This window comes from Paenibacillus sp. Lou8.1 (genome assembly GCF_024213565.1).
In the GTDB taxonomy this organism is placed as follows: domain Bacteria; phylum Bacillota; class Bacilli; order Paenibacillales; family Paenibacillaceae; genus Paenibacillus; species Paenibacillus polymyxa_B.
The window spans coordinates 186,721-204,559 of sequence record NZ_JANAVN010000013.1 but is presented as its reverse complement, the minus strand read 5'-3'; the positions used below and the strand labels follow the sequence as shown (position 1 = coordinate 204,559).

Here is a 17,839-nt window from a genome sequence, read left to right as displayed (position 1 = left end):
ATCTCGCGCTAAACTAAAGGTGAAATCCTGCGAATTCATGAGTTTGAGTGAGAAAACTTAATCACTTCGAGGGAGCTCAATGATCTGAAGAAATTTTTTCACTCAAGCTATTCCTCAGAAATCTCTACATACTATCTAAACTCAATTTGACGCCGAAATTAGGCATTCACCTTGCCTAGGGCGAATATCTTAATGGGGAAGTACATTTTAAAAAATGAGGCGATACACTTGGGATACTTCGTTACTGTGGAACAGGGCGTAAAAGTATTTATAGAGGACATCAATCCGAAGGGAAATAAAACGATACTTTTTATTCATGGATGGCCGCTAAACCATAACCAGTTCGAATATCAGTTCAATTTCCTTCCTAAGCTCGGATATCGTTGTATCGGAATGGACTGGAGAGGATACGGCAATTCGGATAAACCATTCGACGGGTACAATTTCGATAGATTAGCGGATGATGTCCGCATGGTCATCGAGGCGTTACAGTTAAGAAACATAACACTGGCAGGACACTCTACCGGAGGCGCGATATCGATTCGTTATATGGCTCGTTACAAAGGGTATGGGGTATCTAAACTCGTCCTGATCGACGCTGCCTCTCCATCTAGCGTTCCAAAAGAATTTACAAATAAAATCATCGAAGATACAAATCATGACCGACCGCAAATGCTGCAAGACCAAACGGGAATTTTTTTCTTTCAGTATATTTCCGAACCGAAATCCGATTGGTTCGTTTTAATGGGATTACAAGCGGCGAATTGGGCGACTTCCGCCATTATGGTCACGCTTAGAGATGAAAATGTTTACAACGATCTCGGTCAGATCGATGTACCCACATTAATTATTCACGGAATTCATGATAAAGTCGTTCCGTTTACCCAAGCTGAGGAAACAAATAAGCTGATCAAAAATTCGAAGCTAGTTCCGTTCCAATACAGCGGTCATTGCGCTTTTTTAGAGGAGCGCGATAGATTCAACCAATTATTATCTTCTTTTGCATAACGACTCGGATTAGCCGCACCATCGCTCCCCATAAATATAGTCCGATAATGAATGCCCCATGATTGAGCAAATCTGCCCATTAGCTTAACCAACAACGGGCGCCAGTCTAATCCTTTATTTTCTTCAGACATTATTCATCCCATAGAGAGAACAACTCTTCGGCGAATTGTTGATCGATATATTGATTCTTGTAGAAATGATGCTTTAACTCATTCCATTCCCGTTGGTAGTCATGATTGTTGTTAAGTGGGGGATAGAATCCGAATAGATCATAGTAGATACCTCTCTCAGTGTCGCATGTCTCTTGAGGGCTCAAGTGTGTAATAATCCAATGCAGCGTTTTAACATCATCCTTTTCCAATGTAATGATTTGTGGATGAGTATTGGACATAAGCTCGTCAAGGATACGTTTTGTCTGATCGGTAAACCAGCGACCTACCTTCAGAATATAGATAAGCCTTGCAAATTGAACACACTTCCGGTTTGGAAGAACCTTGGCGTCCAACCACGTTTTGCGGGTGGTTAGAACCTCATGGTCCTTCCGATAACTTGCATGCCTTTTGAAGAATGAAAGGTTGTGTTCAGTATAGAAGCTATCAAAGGCGTTTCGATTGACCGTGGAAACATCGAGGGTGATGCCTTTAATATAGATATCAACATTGTCAATGGTCATCAGGTTTCTTCGGTCTTCAAAAACATGTTCAATAGCTTCATGCACCCATCTATTCATCTGCTTTTTTGAGGACAGATCCTTAATGGGACAAATCTCAAAGGCATCTTCAATATGATTACGATCCCGGTCCTGCCCATTCCGATCATATGGAATCCAGTCAAAACAAGTGATTTCTGCATATAGATCTACGGTATTTAAGGGAAGCTGCTGAATGATTAACGTATTCTTCTTGTATTTGAACAATGCTGGAGCCAGGTACTTACTGTAGCTTTCGAAGATTGGACGAGGATAATCCCAATTGCTTACGGCATTACGTGCATCAATAAGCATAATCCTTAGGAACTGAGTAAGATCTTTCGTTTGATTGACGCACAAATCGACGTTCTCGTATTGGTCGTCCTTTTCTGCTTCAGACGCAGATCCGGCACGGAAACACCAATGCTCCGCATGATTATCAAAATCGATTCCATATCTTGCATTCAGAATAGACAAATCCCCTCGTTCGATTTCCTCCAATTGACTGCTATCGGCATAGGTAGATACGAGTTTATCAATTGAACGTTCTAGCGGCGACCTTAAATCTGGTTTCATTTCCATTCCTCCATTTAATCAATTAACTGTTAGTTAGAATAGCTTACTGACCGACACTCATTCATAGTCCGTTCACGAAAACTGCCCGTTAACTTAACCAACGCGAACCAGTCTAATACTTTATTTTTCAGTCTAGAACTCTATTTTCATTTGACATTAATCAGTTGCTATTCTCTAATCATTACACTTCATAATCACTACAGTGTATAATTATACAATCGTAGTTTGCGGATATTCTCATTAAATGTGGAAATCTATAAAGATATGTATTCGCACAGATGATTTTTCTCATTTATTGTGAAAATAGTCGCTGATAGAATCAATGTTTTCAGCCCTTTTTTTCTCATTAATTATGACACCACACAGTGAGTAATCATTATAGTTGAGACAAAAGTAATTAATAAATGAGATTTTTTTCAATACATGTTTGAGATAGAGTGGGGGCCTTGAGATTTATTTTGAATATTCAAACGTTACGCAACTTCACGTATACTCATATATTCTTCATTGACCAACCGAGCGGCCTCCAATTTTAATTCCAAGGAGTACGCCCGAAGGTTTGTCTTTTTTTTAGCCATGAAAAAATCCCCTTTGTTAGGCAAGATTAAGTCCATCTTAACAGATGTCTTTTTTCTCTTGTCTACTAAAAGGGGATAATTTGTTTTAGTTCTGTAAGGGAAATTGATGTACTACTTGCCAGTCTTCAGCCGTATATGAAGGCTTATAGGAAACTCTCTAAGTTGGATGAAATTTTATGAGATATCGAGATTAAAAGCTCACGTTCTTGTTCCGAGAGATCTTGTGAAGCAACTTCCTCCATTTTTGTCCAAACGGTAACAGCTTCATCCACGAGTTTTCGGCCAGTTTCAGTCAATGTAACTAGGGTGACGCGTCCGTCCTTGGGCGATCTGGAGCGAGTGACCAGCCCTGATTCTTCTAACCGCCGAACTGATTTGGCAATCGTTGAATGATCTAGTCGCATAGTCCGCCCGAGACTCTGCTGCGATTGTCCGTCTTGCTCTCCTAACTGCATCAACATAATTTCTTGACCTGTAAATAGACCAACTTCACGCAACAAGTGTGCGGCTAAACTACGATGTGATCTCGCCATGGAAAACACTGCAAAGTTAATGGGGAATTGCTGGATGACTTGCATTTCTTTCTCAAAATTAGACGTATTAGATATAGACTGGTTCTCTTCTTCAAAGTTATTCATTACTTTTCACCTTTCCGCTTTTACTTTTTATTAAGCGTAGAGAATAATTCAATACTTGTAAAGTAGCGGAGGTGTGAATGAAAAAATACCCTACTATAGCTTTTATTTCGCTGTAGTAGGGTGCCGAACAAAAAGGTTAGAAGTAACTTTTACTTCATCGTTGGATAATCGGTATAGCCGTGGCTGTCGCCGCCATAAAAAGTTTTAGGGTCGGCTTCATTCAAAGATGCCCCTGATTTCAAACGTTCCACTAAATCAGGATTGGCCAGTGCCAAGGTTCCTACCGACACCATATCCGCCAAGTTATCTTTCAAGTCTCTATCCAGTTCTTCTAAAGGACGTCCTGGTCGATTAACAATAAGTACATGGGGCCAAGCCAAACGTATATTTTTAAGAATCACTTCATCGCCACCATGCAGAATATGAAGATAGGCTAGATTAAGTTTAGCAAGTTCAGAAATCAAGTATTCATATACTTTAGGACCGTCTTTACCTTCACTAAGATCACCTAAAGGAACCCCAGGAGAGAGTCGGATTGCAGTACGACTTGCTCCAATTTCCTCAGCTACAGCTTTCGCTACCTCGATGGCAAATCTAGCGCGATTTTCAATCGAACCTCCATAAGAGTCGGTGCGCACATTCGCATTTTCAGAAATAAATTGATGTACAAGATAACCGTTTGCTCCATGAATCTCTACACCATCAGCGCCAGCCTCTATCGCCGCTGCTGCAGCTTTGCGGAAGTCCTGAATCGTTTCCTGAATTTCTTCCAGACTTAATTCACGTGGGACAGGAACATCTTGCATTCCTTTTGCAGTAAACATTTGTGCCTTTGGAGCTACAGCTGAAGGTGCAACGGGTTGACGGTGATGAGGTGTATTCTCTGGATGTGACATCCGACCTGCATGCATTAGCTGAATGAACAAATATCCTCCTGCATTATGAACACGATCTGTAATCTGTTTCCAACCTTTAATGTGCTCGTCAGTATAAATACCAGGTGAAGATAAATAACCTTGTCCATCTTCGGATGGCTGGGTTCCTTCACTGATTAGTAGACCCATTGAAGCACGTTGTTCGTAATACTCCGCACTAAGTGTTCCGGGAGTACCATCATAAAGGGCGCGTGATCTAGTCATTGGGGCAAGAGCCAAGCGATGTGACAAGTTCAAATTTCCCACTGTTAATGGTGTCCAAATTGTATTCATATGAAAACCCCTCTCGTTTTTTCGAAAAATATGTTTCCGGCAACGTAAATTTAACAAATAAATATTTGACTGTCAACACATTTATATTTTTGAACAATCTCTGCCTATACCAACAAGAACTAACTAGCAAAGTAGCAGAGTATTTCAAAGTATAAGGCACTTCTATTTAAAATGCGTATCATTCATATCTTATAGAAGACCTACATTTTTTCATCACTCATACTTGATATATATTACTGCGAATATAAATAGTATTAGACGTAATCGCTTACATTTTGTACAGTGTAAAGAAGATTCCACCTATAAAAAACGCTTGGTTGCAACAATGTACTTGTTTTATCAAAGTAAAATACATCAAGAGTATCTCTGAAGGGGAGTTTTTAATGAAAAAAAATTACGATGAATTGGCGCTTAATATTGTGGAACATGTTGGCGGCGATGAGAACATTGAAAGCCTATACAATTGTGCCACCAGATTGCGCTTTCAGCTAAAAGATAATAACAAAGCAAAGACAGAAATCCTTGAAAACCTTGATGGTGTGTTAAAAGTGGTACAAACCGCAGGTCAATATCAAGTAGTTATTGGTAGTGATGTAGCTGAAGTATACAAAGCGATAGTTAACAAGAACGGCCTAGAGACTAATGAGGAAGATAAACAGGAGTCTAAAGGGAAGTTAAGTAATCGTATTTTCGGTATTATTTCTGGAATATTTGCTCCGTACCTCCCTGCCATTGCGGCGTCGGGTATTCTTAAAGGCTTGCTAGCACTTTTTACTTCGGTGGGTTGGTTAACTCCTGAAAGTGGAACATATGCCGTTTTGGCAGCGATCAGTAATGCGCTCTTTTACTTTTTCCCTATTTTTCTTGCCTTTACTGCAGCAAAACAATTTGGAGCCAATCCTTATGTAGCAGCAGTAATCGGTGGTGCGCTACTAGAGCCTAATTTTACTGCTCTCATGTCCAACGATGCGACAGAATCAAGTTTTATAGGAATACCTACGGTTCTTATGAATTATGCTTCTTCGGTTATTCCAGTTATTTTAGCAGTGTGGCTATATTCTTATCTTGAAGGATTCTTGAATCGTATTCTTCATAAAGATATTCGAATGATTTTGACACCGCTTGTAGCCTTGGTTATTACAGTTCCGCTCACCATTATGATATTTGGTCCAATAAGCGGATATCTTACAGATGCATTAGGTGCAGCAATGACGTTTCTCGGGGAGAAGAATGGTATTATTACCGGAATTATTGCCGGGGGACTCCTCAGCTTTCTGCCTCTGTTTGGATTACAATGGGGGATTATTCCTATTCTACTTCTTAATCACTCGACATATGGGTTTGATACGTTCAACCCAATGTGGGTAATGGGGACTTATGCACAAATGGGAGTGGCTCTAGGCATATTTATTAAGGCAAAAGAAAGAACTCAAAAAAGTTTTGCCTTATCAACATTTTTCACTGGAATCGTTGCAGGTGTTACAGAACCCATTTTATACGGGATTGTTACGAAGTATAAAAGAACCTTTCTTCCAATCATTATTGGCGGAGCCATCAGTGGAGGATTGATTGGGGCGCTTCAAGTCAAACAATATGCATTTGCGTTCGCAGGAGTCCTTGCATTCCCGACATTTTTTGGAACAACCTTTTGGTGGTATGTATTGGGGGTCCTAGTATCTATCATGATTTCTGCATTAATTGTCATTTTCTTTGGCTTTGAAGACAAAGAAAAAACAAAAAAGACTCCAAATGAACCATCTAATGAAGGCGTGAAAATAAAGGAATATCAAGAAAAAAAAGACACTTCGGAAGATGTATACAGTCCACTTAGTGGTGAGGTCGTAAAGTTGGAAGACATGAATGATGGTGTTTTTTCAAGTAAAGATATGGGAGATGGTATTGCCATTATTCCTTCAGAATACAAAGTATATGCACCTATTCAAGGGCGCATTACTAATTTTCTTTCGTCAAAGCACGCTATAGGGATTACTTCGGACAACGGAGCTGAACTTTTGATTCATGTTGGGATTGACACAGTGAAACTAAAAGGAAAGTATTTCACTGCAAAAGCAAAAGAAGGAGATTATGTCGAGGTAGGGGATCTCTTACTTGAATTTGATGGCGTTAAGATAAAGGAAGAAGGTTTTGAACTATTTACTCCACTTATTGTAACGAACACTTCAAATTATTCAGCTATTCAAATCAGCGTCGATAAAAAGACAATTACCAACGGAGAAAGGCTTCTGACTTTATTGCCTTGATTCAGCATTTCGAATGCAATCGGACTGTTTGAGATTGAGCTAACCACCTGTAGAGGAGGCATTGAAATGGTAATGGATGAATACGAAGTAAAACAAAGATATGAAAATGTATACAGTATAAGTGATTGTCCGGCAATCTACAGTTACTTGGTGGTCGGATCTGAGGCTGCCATGTTGATCGATACCGGATGTGGCGTTGGGAGCATTCGTAAAGTAGTAGAGGGTATTACGGACAAACCTTACATTGTTGTGAATACACATGGTCATAACGATCATGTTGGTGGAGACTATCAATTTGGAGAAGTGTTTATTCATCCTGCAGATTTGCAATTAATGTTGGAGTTATACACAGATTCTTCTTATCAACAAGAATTTTTCAATCTTTTCGGTGATTACGGAATTCAATATTTTGATCCAAAATATAAGGATGATTTTTTGAAAGCCGGGCCTCCTGAAAAGATAAATGAGCTATACGATGGACAAATATTTAATTTAGGGGATATTGAAATTGAGGTCATTCATGTTCCGGGACATACTCCAGGTTCTGTCGCTCTCCTCGATAGGACGAACAGATTGCTCTTCAATGGTGATGTTGTGATGCGAAACTCGTCTTTAATTCATCGAAACGGTATGAATGTGCAGACTTACATCGAAAGCCTTAATAAACTATGGAATCGCAGGGACGAATTTGATTGGACGATTGCCTCACATGGTCATCGGGACCCCAAATTAGGGTTTAGGCCACTGGAGACTTTCTACATCAAAAAATTGCTTGACTGTGCTTCCGCTATTGATATCAATCAGAGTGTTGAAAAAATTGAGGTGGATGGAAAAGGGCTTTTATTTGTAGAACCAGGAAAAGTTCTTGGGGAAATAGATACGGTAGCTATTGGTTACAAACCTGAACAATTATAATTTCTAAAATAGGAGAATTCATATGAACATTCAATCGTTTCCAAAAGATTTTTTATGGGGAGGTGCAATCTCTGCTAATCAAGCAGAAGGGGCTTATCTAGAAGATGGTAAAGGCGTGTCAGTCAGTGATGTTCTAACAGGTGGACTATAAAACGTTAATCGTCAGCGCAGAAGCCAACAATACAATGGCGTTCAGATATTGGTGAGTGGTCACCTTCTGAATGCCCCAGATGTGCAAGGAGTCTGCGGACAAATAGGTTTTCATCCGAGAGTTGCACCGTTCTACGCTCGTTCCTTCGTTGTAAAGTTCCTTCCAGCGCTTCGTGTCTCGATGTTGACTGGAATAGCGGAGAAAGCCGCTTTTCGTATCGAATTTGACGACCATTCCATAGTTGGAGGATGAACAAGCAGCCATACCGAGCGTGCACAAGCATAAAGAACTTCACTTTTGTATCCACAGCCACCCGTTCCATAAGAGTAGGAGCCATATCGCCGTCATTGACATGAGCCGGTGTAACCGAGAGCGCCATGGGTAGCTCGCTTGCGGTATCGACGGCAAGATGAAGCTTGTAACCAAACCACTTGACTTTGTTGCCAAAAGAGTCAAACTTCGCACCCCAGTTGGCATTTCCGGTCAACTCGCTTTTCCGTTTCGGCTGCTTCTTCTCATAGGCATGAATCGCTGCACTGTCGACCGCCACATGACTTCCGTCGATGATTCCTTCCTTCTTGCATTGTGCGACAAGATCCTCAAACAGGCGCTCTGCCAGTCCTTCTTCATACGGAATTTATCAGGTTTTTATTTTTAATATAAGAAAAGGAGCGCAAGAAATGAATACAACAGAATTAGCAGCATTTATCATTGAAAGTGTTGGTCAAGAAGAAAATGTAAATGAAGTTACTCATTGTGCTACCCGCTTAAGATTTATTTTAAAAGACCGATCCAAAGCAAATAAAGAAGCACTGAAAAACAGCGATGATGTGTTAGCCGTTGTAGAAAGCGGAGGACAGTTTCAGGTGGTTATTGGCGGGCGAGTGGCTGAAGTATACCTTGAAATCGTGAAACAGACGAACTTATCACAAGCGGCAGCTACATCAGCGGATAAAAGCCAAGAAAAGGTTGGGATAATACCCAAAGTCTTTGATGTTATCTCCGGAACATTCTCCCCGCTGATTCCATTATTAGCGGGTGGCGGGTTACTTAAAGCTTTATTAACATTATGTGTTACATTTGGCTGGATGGTCAAGGAAAGTGGTATTTATATCTCACTTTCCGCAGCTGGTAATGCTATATTCTATTTCTTGCCGGTTTTTGCAGGATTCACGCTTGCTAATAAATTAAATGCAAATGGATATATTGGTGCTGTAATTGGCGCTGCCCTTCTTGAGCCGAACTATACAAACCTTTTAGTCAAAGGAGCTGCAGCAGTTGATATTTTTGGCATTCCAATTATTCCTGTCAGCTATGCAAATTCTATATTCCCTATTTTTATTGCAGTCATTGCTTTCTCATTTTTAGAAAAGTTATTAAAGAAAATTATACTGAAAGATTTGCAATTTTTTTTAGTTCCATTAGTTTCATTAGCAGTTATGGTACCTTTAAGCTTTCTAGCATTTGGTCCATTTGGAACTTATGTGGGTGCAGGTATTGCCAATGGAATACAAGTTTTATTAAGTTTCAGTCCCCTATTAACAGGTGCTGTTCTTGGTAGTGGGTATATGTTCTTGGTAATATTTGGACTCCACTGGGGGATTGTACCGATTACATTGCAAAATTTACAAAATGGAGGCGATCCGCTCGGACCAATGAAAGCAGGATCTACATTTGCTCAAATGGGTGTTGCAGCAGGGGTCTTTCTAAAAACAAAAGACAAAAAATTGAAGGCAATTGCCGGTCCTGCAGCAATCACAGGTATGATGGCTGGTGTTACCGAACCAATTCTATATGGTGTCGTTTTGAAATATAGAAGAACAATTCCTTATGTTGTAATTGCGGGTGCCGTTGGCGGTGCTTTAGGTGCATCTTTAGGTGTTGAATTGAAATCGTATTCATTCTATAGCGTGTTAAGTATACCGGCATTTGCACCCATTGGCTTGCATGTACTGAGCGTTTCAATCAGTTTCTTTATTGCACTTGCCCTTACTTATTTCTTTGGGTATGAAAGTAAAGGTGCTGTAAATAAAAATCAAAAAACAGGAAATGCTGCTGATCTGAAAAATGCGAACAACGATGATTCGGAAGAAATAATTTACTCGCCTGTTCAAGGTAAAAGACTTTCTTTAACGAATGTCAATGATGAAGTTTTTTCTTCTGGTGCCATGGGAAAAGGGGTTGCCATTGAACCGGTAGAAGGGGTGATCACTTCTCCAGTGAATGGTGTTGTTACAACAGTTTTTCGGACAGGACATGCTATTAGCGTTACATCTGCGAGTGGTGCTGAAATATTAATTCATATAGGTTTAAACACAGTGAAACTTAAAGGGAAATACTTCAATACGATTGTAAAAGTAGGTGATTCTGTCCAAATCGGGGATAAATTAGTTGAATTTAACATCGAGAAAATTAGAGAAGCAGGTTTTGAATTGACAACACCGATTATTATTACCAATACAGATCGGTATCTCGATGTTATTCCGCATACTCTCGATAATACTCAAGAAGTATTAACGTTAATTAAAGCTAAATTTGTTAGTTGAGTTTATAAAATATCATGAATTGAGAGGAGAATACACATGAAGAATCTAACATTTCCAGATAATTTTTTATGGGGAGGAGCTATTTCTGCCAACCAAGCGGAAGGGGCTTATTTAGAAGATGGGAAAGGCGTCGCTGTCAGTGATGTACTGACAGGCGGATTGTACGGTTCAAAATTATCGGAACCTGTTGGTAAATTGCCTTCTCACGAAGCGATTGATTTTTATCATCGCTATAAGGAGGATATCGCGCTTTTTGCAGAAATGGGTTTTAAATGTTTCCGTACCTCCATTGCTTGGTCACGTATTTTCCCGAATGGGGATGAAGAAACCCCAAATGAAAAAGGATTGCAGTTTTATGATCAATTATTTGACGAGTTAATAAAGAACGGAATTGAACCCGTTGTAACTATTTCACACTATGAGTTACCACTGGGTCTTGCGGATAAATATAATGGGTGGGCAAACAGAAGGTTGATTTCACTTTTTGAAAAGTATTCTAAAGTATTATTTGAACGCTACAAAGGCAAAGTGAAATATTGGATGACATTTAACGAAATTAATAGCATATTGGTTCATTCTTTTACTAGCGGAGGAATTAGAGATAAAGAAGATACCAATGCGATCTATCAAGCAGCTCATAATCAATTTGTAGCCAGTGCATTAGCAGTAAAAGCCTGTCATGAAATCATTCCAGACGGCAAAATCGGCTGTATGATTTTCTACAGCCCAACATACCCATTTACTTGTGCGCCAGATGATGTAATGACATCCGTGACAAAGGAAAGGGAGTACTATTTGTTCTCCGATGTCCAGGTTCGCGGTGAATATCCTGCATTTACTAAGCGCTTATTTAAAGAAAAAAATATTCATATCGAAGTAACCAAAGATGATCTAGATATTTTAAAGAATTATGTTGTAGATTACGTTGGATTCAGTTATTACATGAGTCGTACGGTTTCGGCACAACCGGAAGGGAAAAAGGAAGTCGGCGGAAACATGGCCAAAGGCATTAAAAATGAGTTTCTAGAGATTTCTGACTGGGGTTGGGAAATCGATCCTGTAGGTTTGAGAATTGCAGTTAACCGTTTGTATGACAGGTATCAACTTCCACTGTTTGTTGTTGAAAATGGACTGGGAGCTGTAGATATCTTGGAAAACGATACGGTTGAAGATGATTATAGAATCAATTATTTGAAACAGCATCTCATACAATTAGCCGAAGCGATTAAAGATGGCGCTGAAGTCATTGGATATACCAGCTGGGGGCCAATTGATATCATTAGTGCCAGTACCGGTGAAATGAAAAAGCGATATGGCTACATTTACGTGGACAAGGATAATGAAGGGAATGGTAGCCTGAAACGTTATAAAAAGAAAAGTTTTTATTGGTACAAGGAAGTGATCCGTAGCAACGGACTTAGTCTCTTCGAATAATCGCAGAAACCCGTGGAAGCACGATATTTCTTGTGCCTTCCACGGGTTTCTGCTTTTAGAACATTCTATTAATCTTATGGATTGAACAAAGGAACGATGGATTCATTTACGAGTTCAATGAATGTTTGTATGACAGGGGATTGATTTTTACTATCCCAGACCAGAGCTGTAACAGTATGAAACTCATTGTCTTTGATTTCTCGATAGATCACTTCATTTTGCAATAATAGGTGCATGGATGCTGGTACTAAGGCTACACCGATCCCCGTAGAAACCAACGAAATGACCGTGGACATTTCTTCAGTTTCTTGTACAATCCTTGGACTAAATCCTGCTTGGTAGCAAGAATTAATTACTCCGTCGTAGTGGCCTTGGTTAGCCCGTCTTCCTGTAACAATAAATTCTTCATTTTCTAAATCAATGAGTTGAATTGGAGATGCAGTTGTTGAATTTACAACTAATGGATGTTCTCTCGGTAAGGCGATTATCAAAGGCTCTTGTCTTATGATTTGAAGATTTATTTCTTCGCTTTCAATAGGTTCACTAATGATCCCTACGTGAATGGTTCCATCTTTTAATGCATTAATTTGTTCGGACGATGTCAATTGTTTCAAAACCACATGAATAGCGGGGTATTGAGCTCTATAATGCTTAATGATTGCTGGAAGAATATCATAGGCTGTAGAAGCGATAAAACCAATTATGATTTCACCAATCTCCCCACTTTTCATTAATCTAACAGTATGGATTGCTTCTTCTAAATGATCAAAAAGGTGATAAACCTTTTCTAAAAAAACTTTGCCTTCTTCAGTTAAATCAACATTTCTTTTTGTACGATGAAAAAGTTGTACTCCGATTTCCTCTTCCAATTGGCGAATCTGTAGACTTAAAGGTGGTTGTGCCATATTCAAACGGTTAGCAGCTTTACCAAAATGTAATTCTTCAGCAACTGTTTTGAAATATTTTAAATGTCGTAATTCCATCTGTTTTCTCCTTTTAGTAATACTTATTATGTATTATTGCCACGTTATATATATATTAGACGTTTTATTTTTAGTTTTGTAAAGTTAAATGTGAGAAGGGTGTGAAATTAATATCCAAATTTTAAAGGAGACGAGTACCTTGAAAAAGCTAACTAAAAACCAAACAATAATTTATCTTATTGTTCTGGTTATTATGTGGGGAGCCAATTGGCCATTAACTAAATTAGCACTAGCATACGCGCCACCAATCTTGTTTGCAGGGATGAGAACACTGATAGGTGGGGCCATTTTAGTGATTTTTGCTCTACCTAAATACAAGTCATTGCGATTCAAAGAAAACTGGTACATTTATGTAATTTCATCTTTGTTTAATATTATTTTATATTATGGTCTTCAGACGGTTGGTTTAAATTATATGCCTGCTGGATTATTTTCAGCTATTGTATTTCTTCAACCTGTCCTTTTAGGACTATTTTCATGGATTTGGTTGGGTGAGGCGATGTATGGCCTAAAGATTATAGGTTTAATCTTAGGTTCTATTGGTGTGTTTACATTGAGTGCAACTGGTTTTAACGGCAACGAATCATCAGTCGCAGGTGTAATTTTAGCGCTAGGGACCGCTCTTTTCTGGAGTTTTGGGGTTGTGTATATGAAAAAAACAAATGAAAGAGTAGATGCAACTTGGGCAATAGCACTCCAACTACTCATTGGTGGGGTGATTTTAACGGGGACAGGATCAGTATCTGAGAATTGGACGGATGTTGTATGGAATGCACCTTTCATTTCCTATTTACTTATTATAGCGATATTTGTGATTGCAATTGGTTGGTTAATTTATTTCACACTTGTTGGTTCTGGAGAAGTAAGTAAGGTAGGTTCTTATACATTCTTAATACCAGTTGTCTCTATAGTGACAAGTACGCTATTTTTACATGAAAATATAACTATAAATATATTAGTGGGACTACTGTTAATTGTAATAAGTATATTGTTAGTTAATTATAAACCAAAAATCAACTCAGAAAAGTCGAACGTAAGACGAGCATCATAATAGTAAATTTAGATGTTTCCATAAAACCTGTACCCTATGTAAAGGACATTTCTAAAAAGAATTATACTGCTTGAGTTTTGTGATACAACAAGCCCAGGGTAAGTTTCCAATACAAATTTTAGATGGAGATAACTTTCCATATAATGAATGTACCTTAGTGTGCGCTAATCTCAACTTGAGAGTCCTAATGATCTTAGAAATGTACTTCCTTTTTTAGTAAAGTAAATATTCTACATCATTATAATTTAATCAGGAGGTTAGGGATTAAATCTGCTTTATACAAAAAAAGATTTTCCAAAGATTGCGCTCAGATTCTATTACTAGAGGGATTATATATGAGTAGGAGGAGAAACTATCATTTCGTAAAAGTAACTTCGGCTACAGACAAAAGTTAGGACACAGGAAAAGACTGGTTGGGTAGAGATTCAGTTCTATTGCTAGTTATCCTAGCGATAAATTTAGTAGTTCTAGTAATTTGAGTGTGTATATTTATACAGTTCGTCTTTTGCGGATATTCTCATCAATTCTGAAAACCAGGCATTTTCAATAAAGTAAGGGTATAAGCATTCTCACTAATTCTGACGCCACACAAAGTGTATGAAGTTATGAATAGTTATGCATTTTTACACATTAAATAATATTTATTTTCTCCGAATGGGTGGGTTCGATTGTGAACCTACCCATTTTCCATTGAACACAGTTATGGTTCTTTCTGTAAACAAAATCACTAATTTGTCCGATACATACATAAGGATGATTTACTGTTAAATATACCCTTAAAAATTATGATTTCACATATCAACTACTTGAGACGTGCAGCCTATGTAATGTGACGACTAGAAAGGAGATAGAGCGTGAATCGTGAAGAGGTTTTTCGACATTTTAAAAATGAGATGGCGTATTGGGATTAGCTCAGAAAGTATGCGATGTAGCTGCGTCTATTCCTGTATTGGGTGCCCTACCGAAAGCAGCAAGTCAAAAAATAGCTTCGATTCGTTCCGAAGTGGCTTCCTCTGGACCGTCATCCATAGTACATTTGCTACTGGTTCGGTGGTGACGGATTGTAATATTTAAAATATTGTATGGATTTTGACCATTCCATTTAAGCTTGATACAATAGGTTAAACTAAGTGGAGATACTTCAATATAGAATGGTGTGGTCTAAACTTGCAACATGAAAACGAACTTTTGGATGTATGGTTGTCTTTGTCTCACATCCATTCCACTTTAAATGATAAGTTAGAACAAGCTCTACTACAAAATTATGATTTATCCTTGAAGGAGTTTTATGTTTTGGGTTTTATATCCAATTCCGAGGAAAAAAAATTACGACTGCAGCAACTTCAAGAATTGGTGGGATTAAGTCAAAGTGCGACATCGAGACTCGTAGTGAGAATGGAAGCCAAAAACTGCGGGGCCTTACAAAGACATACATGCGAGGATGATCGACGAGGTGTGTATACTCGGATTACGGAATTTGGTGAAAATAAATTCCAGCGTGCACTTCAAACCTTTAATCAGGTGTTACAATCAGAACTTCAGAAAGATGGAGTGAAGTCACAATTTCAAAATCTTACGCAAAAGCTGTTTTAGACTTTGATAGAAATGTTATGATTGGAAAGTAAACATTTACATGATTGCGCATGCATGTTTTCATCAGGCTTCCAACCATGTACGTATAGAAACGCCCTTCCGAAACTCCTCCTCATAAGGAGGAGTTTTATCCTCTGGAACCACCGCTACTCCTTTGCTTAAGAAACAGAGGCCGTATTGCGTTTTTCCTTGATATTGCCGCGGTCGCGACGACTCAGTAGAAATCCGACCAGAGATGCCGTGGATTGCTGGAAAATCATCCCGAGTACAACAGGTAGTGCTACCGGGGCCGGGAAATAGGTGATGGCAAGCACGGCTCCTGCGCTAATATTGCGCATGCCGCCGTTAAAGACAAGCGCCGTACGGTCTGCATTATTCCACCGCATCAGTCCTGATATCAGATAGCCGATTGCATATCCAGTGGAAGCAAGGACGATTATGGATAGGCATACTCCGACAAGCTTAAGATTAAAATCGACCAGATAAGGCGCGATGACAGATCCGTTAATCATTACGACAAGAGCCATAGCCAGCTTGGAGAATGGGCCCAGCCGAGGTCCCCATACCTGCTTGATCTTCCCTTTAGTCCATTCGTTCAACACCATGCCGATTAGCGAAGGGACGACAATCATCCAGAATAGGCTCTGCATCATCGCCCAGGTATCGAGCTGCACATCCGCTCCAATCAGCAGGGACATGATGCCCGGAACGGCAAATGGGGCCAAAATCGTATCAATTAAAATGATCGCCAATGTCAGCGCCGTATTGCCTTTATAGATGTTGACCCACACGAAGCTGGAAATACCCGTAGGGATAGCCGCACCAAGAATAAGTCCAGTGATCGTATAAGGATCATTACTGAAAGCCAGATGCCCCAGCATCATGGCAAGAAGCGGCATGGCCAGGTGAAGAATAAACAGACAGGCGATCAGTGGACCAGGATGCTTTATCACATTGACAAAATCCTTAAACCCCATACTGATGCTGCCCGCGAAGGTCATGAATGCAAACAGCCAGGGAGAGAGTTCAATATATTGTGACAACGGCGTACCGATCAGGACGCCAATTAAAATGCTGATTGGTGTAATTAGCGGCATAGCTGTATTTAGTCTACGATTCAACGTGAGGAGCATACAAAACTTCCTTTTTTAACCTTAAGTATAGACCTTGCACCCCCGATTCGTAAATGATCTGTGACCTTGCGGTAGCCCGATAGAAGCAAATTTGAACGCTCTTGATGAACATAGATCAACCCTTCAAATTATTTCGGTATTTCAAAGGAGAGCAGCCCATTATTTTTTTGAATAGCCTGGAAAAGTAGTAAGGGTCCCTAAAACCGAGTTGTATGCTAATTTCTTTAATAGAAGCATTCGTCAAATCCAAAAGCTGACTGGCCCTCTGTATCTTCATTCTTAAATAGTAATCGACAGGAGAGTAGCCGGTGGATTGCTTGAATATCAAGTTCAGATGCTGCTTGGATACCTGAACATGCCGACTAAGCTCCTCAAGCGAAACGGTGGATTCCAGTTGTTCACTCATATAGCGTGTTGCCTTATCCACATGACTCTGGTACGTACTGTCTTCCTTGCGAAATGCAACGGATACAACAAAACTCAGCAGATAACGGACAGTTTGCGATACTTGAACTAAATGTATGATGGAGTATGATTTATTCAGTAAAAGGTCGTAACACTGATGAAATAGCTCCAATAGTTTGACTTCATCACTGGCGGTCATGGAAATATACATTTTAAAAGGCTCTAATAATGCCATAAAGTCATCCACTTGGTCCCCTTTAAGATGAAACCAGTAAATCGTCCAAGGATCTCCATCGTCAGCCCCATAAGCATGCGGCATGTCCCTGGGAATGTACGCAAAGCTTCGCTCCGTCATGTCAATCGTTAGGCCATCCTTTGTTCGTATCCAACCTTTTCCGCTGGCACAGTAGATGAATATATGAGAGTCACATCCGTGCATTCTTTCACGAAAATGATGGCGGGCATGGCTGAAGCAGCCTATGTCCGTAATATATAGATTTCTTGTAAGCGGATTCAAATTTAATTTATCCAGCATATAGGGTGGAAGGACATATAACTTTTCACCCTCAAATCCATCAGCTTTCTTATTCATGATCTATCCATCTCCTAGCCTTAGGCGGCTCTAATGATGAAATACGTATATAATCCATCATAAACAGTGGATTGTCAAT

13 protein-coding genes and 2 pseudogenes are annotated in these 17,839 nt (G+C 39.4%); 8 read left to right on the top strand and 7 right to left on the bottom strand.

The genetic code is table 11. The annotated features are described in order from the left end of the window. Window positions 1–228: 228 nt before the first annotated feature. Entirely contained in the window at window positions 229–1,008 is a 780-nt protein-coding gene (locus tag NLX78_RS19215) for an alpha/beta fold hydrolase (RefSeq protein WP_254351289.1), read from the top strand. A 130-nt stretch (window positions 1,009–1,138) separates the two neighbouring features. On the opposite strand, the gene NLX78_RS19210 is transcribed toward NLX78_RS19215, so the two are convergent. The 3 genes from NLX78_RS19210 to NLX78_RS19200 form a co-directional block, all read right to left on the bottom strand. After that, window positions 1,139–2,272 carry a hypothetical protein gene (locus NLX78_RS19210; protein WP_025719909.1) on the bottom strand — a complete coding sequence of 378 codons (1,134 nt, stop codon included), beginning with the start codon at window positions 2,270–2,272 and terminating at the stop codon, window positions 1,139–1,141. A 721-nt stretch (window positions 2,273–2,993) separates the two neighbouring features. Beyond that, entirely contained in the window at window positions 2,994–3,488 is a 495-nt protein-coding gene (locus NLX78_RS19205; protein WP_254351278.1) for a MarR family winged helix-turn-helix transcriptional regulator, read from the bottom strand. A 149-nt stretch (window positions 3,489–3,637) separates the two neighbouring features. Continuing rightward, complete coding sequence (locus NLX78_RS19200; protein ID WP_250259511.1) at window positions 3,638–4,696, bottom strand: alkene reductase; 1,059 nt, start codon at window positions 4,694–4,696, stop codon at window positions 3,638–3,640. 383 nt (window positions 4,697–5,079) lie between these two features. Between NLX78_RS19200 and NLX78_RS19195 the strand changes: the two genes are divergently transcribed. The 3 genes and pseudogenes from NLX78_RS19195 to NLX78_RS19185 form a co-directional block, all read left to right on the top strand. Beyond that, window positions 5,080–6,957 (top strand): beta-glucoside-specific PTS transporter subunit IIABC, encoded by a 1,878-nt coding sequence (locus NLX78_RS19195; RefSeq protein ID WP_254351277.1) that lies wholly within the window; start codon window positions 5,080–5,082, stop codon window positions 6,955–6,957. 66 nt (window positions 6,958–7,023) lie between these two features. After that, complete coding sequence (locus NLX78_RS19190) at window positions 7,024–7,872, top strand: MBL fold metallo-hydrolase (RefSeq protein WP_250267372.1); 849 nt, start codon at window positions 7,024–7,026, stop codon at window positions 7,870–7,872. Between the two features lie 22 nt (window positions 7,873–7,894). Continuing rightward, window positions 7,895–8,017: pseudogene (locus NLX78_RS19185) on the top strand (family 1 glycosylhydrolase); the annotation flags it as partial. Here the strand turns inward: NLX78_RS19185 and NLX78_RS19180 are convergent. After that, a pseudogene (locus NLX78_RS19180) lies at window positions 8,018–8,642 on the bottom strand (transposase); the annotation flags it as partial. Window positions 8,643–8,703: 61 nt separating this feature from the next. On the opposite strand from NLX78_RS19180, the gene NLX78_RS19175 reads away from it, so the two are divergent. Together NLX78_RS19175 and NLX78_RS19170 are read left to right on the top strand one after the other, a co-directional pair. Continuing rightward, complete coding sequence (locus tag NLX78_RS19175) at window positions 8,704–10,569, top strand: beta-glucoside-specific PTS transporter subunit IIABC (RefSeq protein ID WP_254351276.1); 1,866 nt, start codon at window positions 8,704–8,706, stop codon at window positions 10,567–10,569. Between the two features lie 36 nt (window positions 10,570–10,605). Continuing rightward, window positions 10,606–12,003 (top strand): glycoside hydrolase family 1 protein, encoded by a 1,398-nt coding sequence (locus NLX78_RS19170; protein ID WP_250259507.1) that lies wholly within the window; start codon window positions 10,606–10,608, stop codon window positions 12,001–12,003. 74 nt (window positions 12,004–12,077) lie between these two features. On the opposite strand, the gene NLX78_RS19165 is transcribed toward NLX78_RS19170, so the two are convergent. Next, window positions 12,078–12,986 carry a LysR family transcriptional regulator gene (locus NLX78_RS19165; protein ID WP_254351275.1) on the bottom strand — a complete coding sequence of 303 codons (909 nt, stop codon included), beginning with the start codon at window positions 12,984–12,986 and terminating at the stop codon, window positions 12,078–12,080. A gap of 139 nt (window positions 12,987–13,125) precedes the next feature. Between NLX78_RS19165 and NLX78_RS19160 the strand changes: the two genes are divergently transcribed. Both NLX78_RS19160 and NLX78_RS19155 read left to right on the top strand, forming a co-directional pair. Continuing rightward, complete coding sequence (locus NLX78_RS19160; protein ID WP_254351274.1) at window positions 13,126–14,037, top strand: DMT family transporter; 912 nt, start codon at window positions 13,126–13,128, stop codon at window positions 14,035–14,037. 1,188 nt (window positions 14,038–15,225) lie between these two features. Continuing rightward, on the top strand, window positions 15,226–15,630 hold the full coding sequence (locus NLX78_RS19155) for a MarR family winged helix-turn-helix transcriptional regulator (RefSeq protein ID WP_432421733.1): 405 nt from the start codon (window positions 15,226–15,228) through the stop codon (window positions 15,628–15,630). Between the two features lie 158 nt (window positions 15,631–15,788). On the opposite strand, the gene NLX78_RS19150 is transcribed toward NLX78_RS19155, so the two are convergent. Together NLX78_RS19150 and NLX78_RS19145 are read right to left on the bottom strand one after the other, a co-directional pair. Next, window positions 15,789–16,763, bottom strand: a complete 975-nt coding sequence (locus tag NLX78_RS19150; RefSeq protein WP_254351273.1) for a bile acid:sodium symporter family protein — start codon at window positions 16,761–16,763, stop codon at window positions 15,789–15,791. A gap of 115 nt (window positions 16,764–16,878) precedes the next feature. Then, window positions 16,879–17,760, bottom strand: coding sequence for an AraC family transcriptional regulator (locus tag NLX78_RS19145; protein ID WP_254351272.1), 882 nt, complete (start codon window positions 17,758–17,760; stop codon window positions 16,879–16,881). Between the last annotated feature and the right edge of the window lie 79 nt (window positions 17,761–17,839).